This is a genomic window from Stappia sp. (assembly GCF_048261845.1).
Classification (GTDB): Bacteria; Pseudomonadota; Alphaproteobacteria; order Rhizobiales; family Stappiaceae; genus Stappia.
This window is the reverse complement of the sequence record NZ_JBLXFR010000105.1, coordinates 1-7,905: the sequence shown is the minus strand read 5'-3', so window position 1 is coordinate 7,905 and position 7,905 is coordinate 1. Positions and strand designations below refer to the sequence as shown.

At 66.1% G+C, this 7,905-nt stretch carries 10 protein-coding genes; 6 read left to right on the top strand and 4 right to left on the bottom strand.

Annotated elements, in window-relative coordinates; all coding sequences use genetic code 11:
• A partial coding sequence (locus ACN0T5_RS20985; protein ID WP_417770555.1) for a nucleoside recognition domain-containing protein occupies positions 1 to 1,005 on the bottom strand: 1,005 nt, incomplete at its 3' end.
• A 129-nt stretch (positions 1,006 to 1,134) separates the two neighbouring features.
• On the opposite strand from ACN0T5_RS20985, the gene ACN0T5_RS20980 reads away from it, so the two are divergent.
• Both ACN0T5_RS20980 and ACN0T5_RS20975 read left to right on the top strand, forming a co-directional pair.
• Positions 1,135 to 1,593, top strand: a complete 459-nt coding sequence (locus tag ACN0T5_RS20980; protein ID WP_417770554.1) for an Lrp/AsnC family transcriptional regulator — start codon at positions 1,135 to 1,137, stop codon at positions 1,591 to 1,593.
• 145 nt (positions 1,594 to 1,738) lie between these two features.
• Positions 1,739 to 2,065, top strand: coding sequence for an antibiotic biosynthesis monooxygenase family protein (locus tag ACN0T5_RS20975; protein WP_417770553.1), 327 nt, complete (start codon positions 1,739 to 1,741; stop codon positions 2,063 to 2,065).
• A gap of 29 nt (positions 2,066 to 2,094) precedes the next feature.
• On the opposite strand, the gene ACN0T5_RS20970 is transcribed toward ACN0T5_RS20975, so the two are convergent.
• The 3 genes from ACN0T5_RS20970 to ACN0T5_RS20960 all read right to left on the bottom strand — a co-directional run bounded on the left by ACN0T5_RS20970 (position 2,095) and on the right by ACN0T5_RS20960 (position 4,362).
• A complete protein-coding gene (locus tag ACN0T5_RS20970; protein ID WP_417770552.1) occupies positions 2,095 to 2,802 on the bottom strand; it encodes a class I SAM-dependent methyltransferase in 708 nt (235 codons plus the stop codon).
• Positions 2,786 to 3,256 (bottom strand): RrF2 family transcriptional regulator, encoded by a 471-nt coding sequence (locus tag ACN0T5_RS20965; protein WP_417770551.1) that lies wholly within the window; start codon positions 3,254 to 3,256, stop codon positions 2,786 to 2,788. The genes ACN0T5_RS20970 and ACN0T5_RS20965 overlap by 17 nt, the downstream gene beginning before the upstream one ends.
• Before the next feature lie 83 nt (positions 3,257 to 3,339).
• Positions 3,340 to 4,362 carry a hypothetical protein gene (locus ACN0T5_RS20960; protein ID WP_417770550.1) on the bottom strand — a complete coding sequence of 341 codons (1,023 nt, stop codon included), beginning with the start codon at positions 4,360 to 4,362 and terminating at the stop codon, positions 3,340 to 3,342.
• A gap of 309 nt (positions 4,363 to 4,671) precedes the next feature.
• On the opposite strand from ACN0T5_RS20960, the gene ACN0T5_RS20955 reads away from it, so the two are divergent.
• The 4 genes from ACN0T5_RS20955 to ACN0T5_RS20940 form a co-directional block, all read left to right on the top strand.
• Complete coding sequence (locus ACN0T5_RS20955) at positions 4,672 to 5,448, top strand: FadR/GntR family transcriptional regulator (RefSeq protein WP_417770549.1); 777 nt, start codon at positions 4,672 to 4,674, stop codon at positions 5,446 to 5,448.
• Positions 5,449 to 5,576: 128 nt separating this feature from the next.
• Positions 5,577 to 6,446, top strand: a complete 870-nt coding sequence (locus ACN0T5_RS20950) for an ABC transporter ATP-binding protein (RefSeq protein WP_417770548.1) — start codon at positions 5,577 to 5,579, stop codon at positions 6,444 to 6,446.
• Positions 6,443 to 7,324, top strand: coding sequence for a branched-chain amino acid ABC transporter permease (locus ACN0T5_RS20945; protein ID WP_417770547.1), 882 nt, complete (start codon positions 6,443 to 6,445; stop codon positions 7,322 to 7,324). Before ACN0T5_RS20950 ends, ACN0T5_RS20945 begins: the two co-directional genes overlap by 4 nt.
• Position 7,325: 1 nt before the next feature.
• Positions 7,326 to 7,905: branched-chain amino acid ABC transporter permease (locus tag ACN0T5_RS20940; RefSeq protein WP_417770546.1), on the top strand; the 580-nt coding region annotated here is incomplete at its 3' end.

Below are 7,905 nucleotides of genomic sequence, written 5' to 3'. Positions count from 1 at the left end.
TCCCCTTCGCCGGGGTCGGGCTCTTGCTCGGCATCTCCTATGGCGGCGGCCTCCTGATCCGCGAGGCGCGGTGAACAGGACCCGGTCCGGGACCAGCCCGACGACACGGGCGAGCAGCGCGGTGGCCACCACCGCGAAGGCAAGGCGACCGAAGAAGACGCTGACGAAATCGGCGCCCATCGCCACGACGATCAGCGTGTCCTCGATCAGGCTGTGGGCAAAGCCCATGAAGGCGCAGGCAAGGAACACCTGGCGCGGATCGACCCGCGCGGCCCGCGCCTCGCGGATCAGGAGGCCGCCGCCATAGGAGATGCCGAGCAAGAGCCCGACCGCGGCGAAGGGAACAGCCTGCGCCTCGATGCCCGCAAGGCGAAAAAGCGGCACCAGGGCCCGGTTCAACAGGTCGAGAATGCCGGTGATCCGCAGGATCTCCATCAGCCAGCTCAGGCCGAGCAGGATGACCAGCATGACCGCCAGGGTCTTGCCCATGCCAAGCGCGAAGCCGGCCCAGCCCGTTGTCTCTTCCATCGGCATCCAGGTCGGCGAAAGCGGTTGCGCCAGCCACCCGGTCAGCGAGAACAGCGCATGCAGCAAGGCCGCGCAGGCAAGCCCGCCGACGACGCGCAGCACGGTGGTGATCCAGAATCCCGGCCCCGCCTTCTGGATGATCCTCTGTTCGATCGGCAGCGCGTGGGCGAAAAGAAGCAGGGTCGAGAAGACGGTCATGTCGGCAACCGTCAGTTCCGAGACCGGCACCAGCGCGAACAGAATCACGAGGGCGCCCCAGATGCCGACGAGCAGACCCGTCAGCCAGGCAAGCGCCAGCTCCGGCGGCAGGCCAAAAAGCTGCATCAGCGGCGCGAAATGCGGCGACACCGCACGGATCACGCCGAACTGGGCCAACAGCTCCGTCACCACCATGACCGGCACGATGATGCGCACCAATTCCCAATAAATTCCAATGGTTTCGCGGGTTCTTTGAACCAGCAACGCAGTCACTGACATCCGAGTTACTCCATCGCATTTGCGAACAGGGATAGCTCAGAAGCAGCGGCATTTTTGGTCAAAATTTGCAGGCGAATGCAATTTTATTGCAAACTTGTACCAGCACATGAACGCATGGACGGCCCCTGGATGGATCGCATCGACAGAAAACTGCTCAACCTGCTGCAGGTGGATGCCGCGCGCACCAATGCCGATCTTGCCGAGGAGGTCGGCTTGTCGCCATCGAGCTGCCTGCGCCGCATCCGCAGGCTGAAGGCAGACGGCGTAATCGACCGGACCGTCGCGATCCTCGACCCCTCGCGCGCCGGCAAGGGGCTGAAGGCCGTGATCACGGTCGAGCTGGATCGCCATGGCGAACAACAGATCCGGCGCTTTCTCCAACTCGCGGAAAACGAACCGGCGGTGACGCAGGCCTATGCCGTCAGCGGCGAGACAGACGTGGTGCTGATGCTGCGGCTCTCGGGCATGGACGAGTTCGACGCGCTGTGCGAGCGGCTCTTTCGTGACAACACCAATGTTGCGCGCTTCTACTCGATGTTCGTGATCCGGACCGGCAAGGAAACAACGGCCATAGAGCTGAAACCATAGCGAAAACGGGGTCGCCTGTGCGGCCGGGCACGGAGCTTGTTCCCCTTGCCGCGTCCGCCTGCAGGAGTGGTGACAGCCGCGCCCTGCCCGTGTAAGCGGTGGAACCAGGCCAACCTGGCCTCGCCTCCGGACACCAGGAGAGACCATGCCCCAGATCAGCGCCATCAACTGCATCGAGGTTCCCGACGGCATGGAGGACACCGCCATTCTCGTGCGCAACGCCTATGTCGACTATTTCCGCGGCAAGGCCGGCTTCGTCTCCTCCACCTTCTACCGCGCCTCGACCGCCCGGGGACGCATCAACTTCATCAACATCGTCGTGTGGGAATCGCAGGCGGCCTATGACGCGGTCGTCAACGAGGGCTACGGCAACGCAGAAGGGCTGAACGCCGACGGCATGAAGGTGCTGGGCAAGGGCTTTCCCGAGCCGATCGTGGTCCATCCGGGCGTCTTCGAGATCATCGCGGACTAAACCGGCGCCAGTCCTTCCGACACCCTCGTTCACGCATGCGCCGCCCAGCCGCGCCAGGTGAAGGCGGCGTAGAAGAGGCTCGCATCCGCAAAACCCGCCTCGCGCAGCAGGTCCTCGTCGTGATGCGGATCGAGGGCGATATCGCTCGCCTCGATCGCCGCCTTCGCCCCGCTCACCTGCTCCGGATCCGCCCCGGAGGCGAGCGCGAAGGCGGCATAGCGCGACAGCCATGTCCCGCGTTCGCTCGCTCCCTGAGGAAAGCTGCAATGGGCAGCCACGAAAGGTGCGCCCGGCTTCAATCGGCGATGGATCTCGCCCGCCGTGCGCCGCCGCTCGTCGGGCGCAAGGAAATGCAGGGTGAGCAGGCAGACGGCCGCGTCGAACGGACCCTCCGGCGCATCGTCGATATAGCCCTGAACGAGGTCGACCCGCGCCATGGAGGGCCCGAGCACTTCCCGCGCAAGGTCCAGCATCGGCCCGGCCGGATCGACGCCGACGAAACGCCAGCCAGGATGGGCATCCGAAAGCGCCTTCAATTCCAGGCCGCCCCCTGCTCCCAGCACCAGGACCCTCGCATCCTCCGGCGCCTCTTCCGCCAACAGGATCCCGGTCATGCGGTGCATGTCGGCAAGGCCCGGCACATAGCGGCGCGGCCCCTCGACATATTGCGCAACCGCCTGCGGGTCCTGGAACGCCTTGAGGAACCGGCTGTTGCTGTCTTCAGTGGACGTTTTCAATGTCGATCTCCGTGTCCTGCGCATCCTGGCGCGCGACAAGCCCTGCGTGAAAATCGGCGCTGAGGGCGGCAAGCGTCACCTCGCCGAGGCGGGCAAGCAGCAACGCCTCCGCCTCCTCGAAGGCACTGTCGAGCGCCGCGTTGACCGCCTGCTCGACGAGGCAGCCGGGCGCCTCGTTGCGATTGCCCATGGCGAAAAGCGACGGCTGGCCGAGCGCGTCATAGACATCGCGCAGGGTGATGCCGGAAAGATCGCGGGCGATGCGCCAGCCACCACGATGCCCCTTCTCGGAACGCACGTAACCGCGCTCGCGCAGACCCGCCATGATCCGGCGGATCACGACCGGGTTGGTGCACATGGCCCTTGCCAGCACCTCGGAGGTCACGGGACCGTCATGCTCGGCCATGTGCAAAAGCACATGGAGCACGCCGGACAGTCGGCTGTCTCTTTTCATGGAACTTTACATGTTACGTGAAAGCGGAAATGTCAAGCCGGCCGTAGGGCGGAAGACAGCGGCCGCGAGCCCGCAGCGCTCCGCTACTTGATCATCCAGGTGATCGCGGTCCGGTAACCGGCTGCCTCCAGGGTCTCGATCTTGGAGGACCATGCGGCCGGGCAGATCACCACCGCCGCGTCGATCCCGCGCCTGACGAACACGGCTTCCGCCGCCCGCAACAAGGCACCCGCCCCCACCCCGCCATGCGACAGCCTTGCCGGTCCAGCGAAGTCGCGATGGAAGAAATCATCCAGAATCCCGGTTTCGGCAATGTCATGGGCAGGCGGGAAATGCAGATGCGACGCCGGCTGGGCAATCGCGTATCCGTCGGGATCATCCGCCTGTCCCGCGACCAGCATGTCCCGGTCCTCAAGGGTGAGGCTGCGCAGCATCCAGGCAGCGAACCGGGTGTCGGCCTCCTGATGGGGAGCCCAGAAACGCGCGTTGAGCGCGGCGATCACGCGCCTGTGCTCGGCACTGCGGGCGACGATCCCGGCAATGTCGCCAGCATCGGCGGCACGCACACCGGCCGGGCGCACCGCCTCTGAATCCGATCCGGCCCGCAAGCGGCTTTTCGCGAGGTAAAGCGTGATTGGCCGATAGCCTGCCTGGATGAGCATCGCGCATTGCTCCGCGCCGACGCCGGAGGCGAGATGCAAACGCACCCCCGCAGCGACAAGGTCCGCCTCCGCCGCCTCCACCAGCGCCTGCATGGTGCCCTCGGGTGCCGCGCTCGTCACGAAGCATTCCGGCATCAGGAGGCCGGGATCGCCCAGGTTTCCGGCATAGATGGGAGGCACCGGCAGCACCAGGGAATGGACCGTTCCGACCAGCTTGTCGCCGACCTCGGCAACCAGCCATGCATGCCGGGGTCCGCGCCCCTCACCTGACATGGCGGCCATGAGCGCCGCGCGGACCCGGGCCTCCGCATCGCCGGCCAAACCCCACAGGTCGGGATTGTCCGCACAGCGCCTGCCCGCATCCGCCAGCAAAAGCCCGGACATCGACGGAATATCCGCCTCCCGCGCCGCCCTGATTGCAACCGCTCCGTTACCTTGCGCCATTCGTCCGCTCTCCCGCTTCGCGGCAAGGATAGGCGATACGGCTCGCCGACGGCCGGAAATCGCCACAGGCGCGACCCGTCCGGATTTTTCTTTCGGCACGGCTCGAACCAACTTTGTCCGACAAACCGTCAATTCCCCTACGACAGCTTTCCGTGTCCGTCATTCCCGGCATTTTGTGGTGCAATGCAGCAAGAAAAGCCCGCTTGACGGTCGCTTTGTCCGTGTGCAAGCTTTGTCCGACAAAGGGACGAACTGACACGGCGCACACCTCATGAGGCGCTGGCGGACCGCCCGGGAGGAGGCTTTCAGATGTCGGTGGCGGAGAGCGGCCGGTTCGAGAAGATCAAGGTGCCGTCCGCCTACCAGATGGTGGCGGAGGCCATCGAACGGGAAATCATGGCCGGCAGGCTGCGCCCGGGCGACGAGATCGGCACCGAGGCGGAACTGGTGCGCCAGTTCGGCGTCAACCGCTCGACCGTGCGCGAAGGCATCCGCCTGCTCGAACAGGGCGGACTGGTCCAGCGCGAGGCGGGCCGCAAGCTCTATGTCTGCCTTCCGCACTATCGCAAGCTCTCCGACCGCATGAGCCGCGCCCTGGTGCTGCACCAGGTGACCTTCCGCGAATTGTTCAACGCCTCGATGATCCTCGAGATCGGCGTCATCGAGGCTGCGGTGGACAACGCCGACGCCGACGACCTTGCCGCACTGGAAGCGAACCAGAAGCAGGCGGAGGCCGCCGTCGACGATCCGGTGCGGCTGGCCGAGATCGACACGAATTTCCACGCGCTGCTCGCCCGCGCCTCGGGCAACCGGGTCCTGGAGCTGGCGCGCGAACCGGCAGCCCTGCTGTTCTTTCCGACATCGGAACTGATCTGCCGCCGGGTGCCGCAAGGTGCCGGGCGCATGGTCACCGCGCACCGCCACATGATCGACGCGGTCGCCTCGCGCGACAAGGAGACGGCGCGGGTCTGGACACGGCGTCACCTTGTCGACTGGCGGAAGGGCTTCGAGCGCGCCGGGCGCGACATCGACGAACCGGTGGAACGAATATTCGAGCGCCTGTCCACGGCCAGGCAGTACTCGTGAGGACTTGACCGCAAGGCCCGTGGAGGCGGGCCGAAGACAGTATCGGGGAGGAACATGTCGGACGTTCTCAACGACCGGTCGGTAGCGACCGGCATCATTGCGCTCGCCCGCATCCGGAAGGATCGCGGATGACGGGCAAAGGCGAAACCGGCGCCACCGGCGCGGCGCGTCTCGAGGTCGAGGGCCTGTCGCTTGCCTTTGGCGGCCTCAAGGCATTGAGCAACGTCTCCTTCGCGGCCGAGCCGGGTTCGATCACGGCCCTGATCGGCCCGAACGGAGCCGGCAAGACGTCGATGTTCAACTGCATTTCCGGCTTCTACCACCCGCAGCAGGGCTCTGTTCGCTTCGACGGCCGCGACGTCACGCGCATGCATCCGCCCGGGCGCGCCGCCCTCGGCTTCGCCCGCACCTTCCAGAACATCGCGCTGTTCCGCGGCATGACCGTGCTCGACAACATCAAGCTCGGCCGTCACGCCCACATGAAGACCAACCTGCTGCAGGCCCTTGCCTATTGGGGGCCGGCCCAGCGCGAGGAAATGCAGCTGCGGGCCGAGGTCGAGGAGCGCATCATCGACTTCCTCGAGATCAACCACATCCGCAACATGCCGGTCGCCGCCCTCTCCTACGGCTTGCAGAAGCGCGTCGAGCTTGCCCGCGCGCTCGCCATGCGCCCCCGCATCCTGCTTCTCGACGAGCCGGTCGCCGGCATGAACCGCGAGGAGACGGAGGACATGGCCCGCTTCATCCTCGACGTGAAGGAGGAATGGGGCACGACCATCCTGATGGTCGAGCACGACATGGGCATGGTGATGGACATCTCCGACCATGTGGTCGTGCTGAATTTCGGCCAGGTCATCGCCAGCGGATTGCCGCACGAGGTGCAGGCCGATCCCCATGTCACCGAAGCCTATCTGGGCAGCGGCGATCCGGCCGCCCTGATGGCGCGGCTGAAGGGCGAAGGGCCGGATGCCGGCCGCAACCGGGAGGAAGTGGCATGAGCGATCTCCTGTTCTTCATCGAGGTGACGCTGGCCGGCCTTGGCTCCGGCGCGCTGCTGGCGCTCACCGCGCTCGCCTTCGTGCTGATCTACAAGGCGACACGCGTCATCAACCTTGCCGTCGGCGAGATGCTGATGCTCGGCGGCTACCTGTTCTTCGCCTTCGCCGCCGGGCTCGGCCTGCCGGCATGGGCGGCGATCCCGCTCGCGGTCGCCGGCGGCGGAGCGATCGGCGCCGTGGTCGAGCGCGGGTTGATCCGCCCGATGCTGGGCGAGAATCCGATCTCCGTCTTCATGGTGACGATCGGTCTCGGTTCGGTGCTGGTCGGACTGGTGGAACTGGTCTGGGGCACCGACCCGCGCGCCCTGCCGGCCTTCATGGGCACGGCACCGGTCTTCATCGGCGAGGCCTATGTGTCCCGCAAGATCGCCATTGCCTTCGTCGTCGCGGCCATCGTCATCGCCGTCTTCCTCGCCCTCTTCCGCTTCTGGCGCGGCGGCGTTGCCCTGCGCGCCACGGCCACCGACCAGGCAGCCGCCTATTCCTGCGGCATCAACGTGCCGGGCGTCTTCTCGCTCGCCTGGGTGATCGGCTGCGGCACGGCAGCCGGCGCCGGGGTGCTGCTCGGCTCCATCGGCGGCATCTCGCCGGCCATGGGCGTGTTCGGATTGTCGGCGCTGGTCGTCGTCATCGTCGGCGGGCTCGATTCCGTCGCCGGCGCCCTTGTCGGCGGGCTGGTCATCGGCCTGATCGAAGCCTGGGCCGGCACCTACCTGGGCGGCGAATTCAAGCTCGTCACCACTTTCGGCCTTCTCCTCGTCGCGCTGATGATCCGTCCCTACGGACTGTTCGGCACGACCGAAATCGAGCGTCTTTGACATGCAGATCGGAACCGCCAAACACAGCTACCGGGCCGACGAGGCGCTGCTGACGACACGGCCGCAGCGCCTGTGGATGGCGCTCTTCGCGCTCAGCCTTTGCGCCGCACCCTTCCTGCTCGACAATTACTGGCTCTATCTCGCCTGCCTCGTCGCCATCAACGTGGCGAGCGCCACCGGGCTCAACATCCTGACCGGCTATACCGGCCTCGTCAGCCTCGGCCAGGCGGCCTTCATGGCGGTCGGCGCCTACACGGTCGGCTGGATGCAGCTCAACCTGGGCACACCCTTCCTGCTCAACCTTCTTGCCGGCGGCTTCGTTGCGGCGGCGGTCGGTCTCCTGGTCGGCCTTCCGAGCCTCAGGGTCAAGGGCCTCTATCTGGCCATCGCCACCATCGCCGCCTCGTTCATCCTGCATTTCGTCTTCGTCAACTGGGAGAGCGTGACCAACGGCAACAGCGGACTGACGCTGACGCCGGCCACCTTCCTCGGCACGCCGCTGACGGACTACTCACAGCTCTATTTCGTCTTCGTGCCGATCACCGTGCTGATGGTGCTGGGCGCGGCCAACCTGTTCCGCA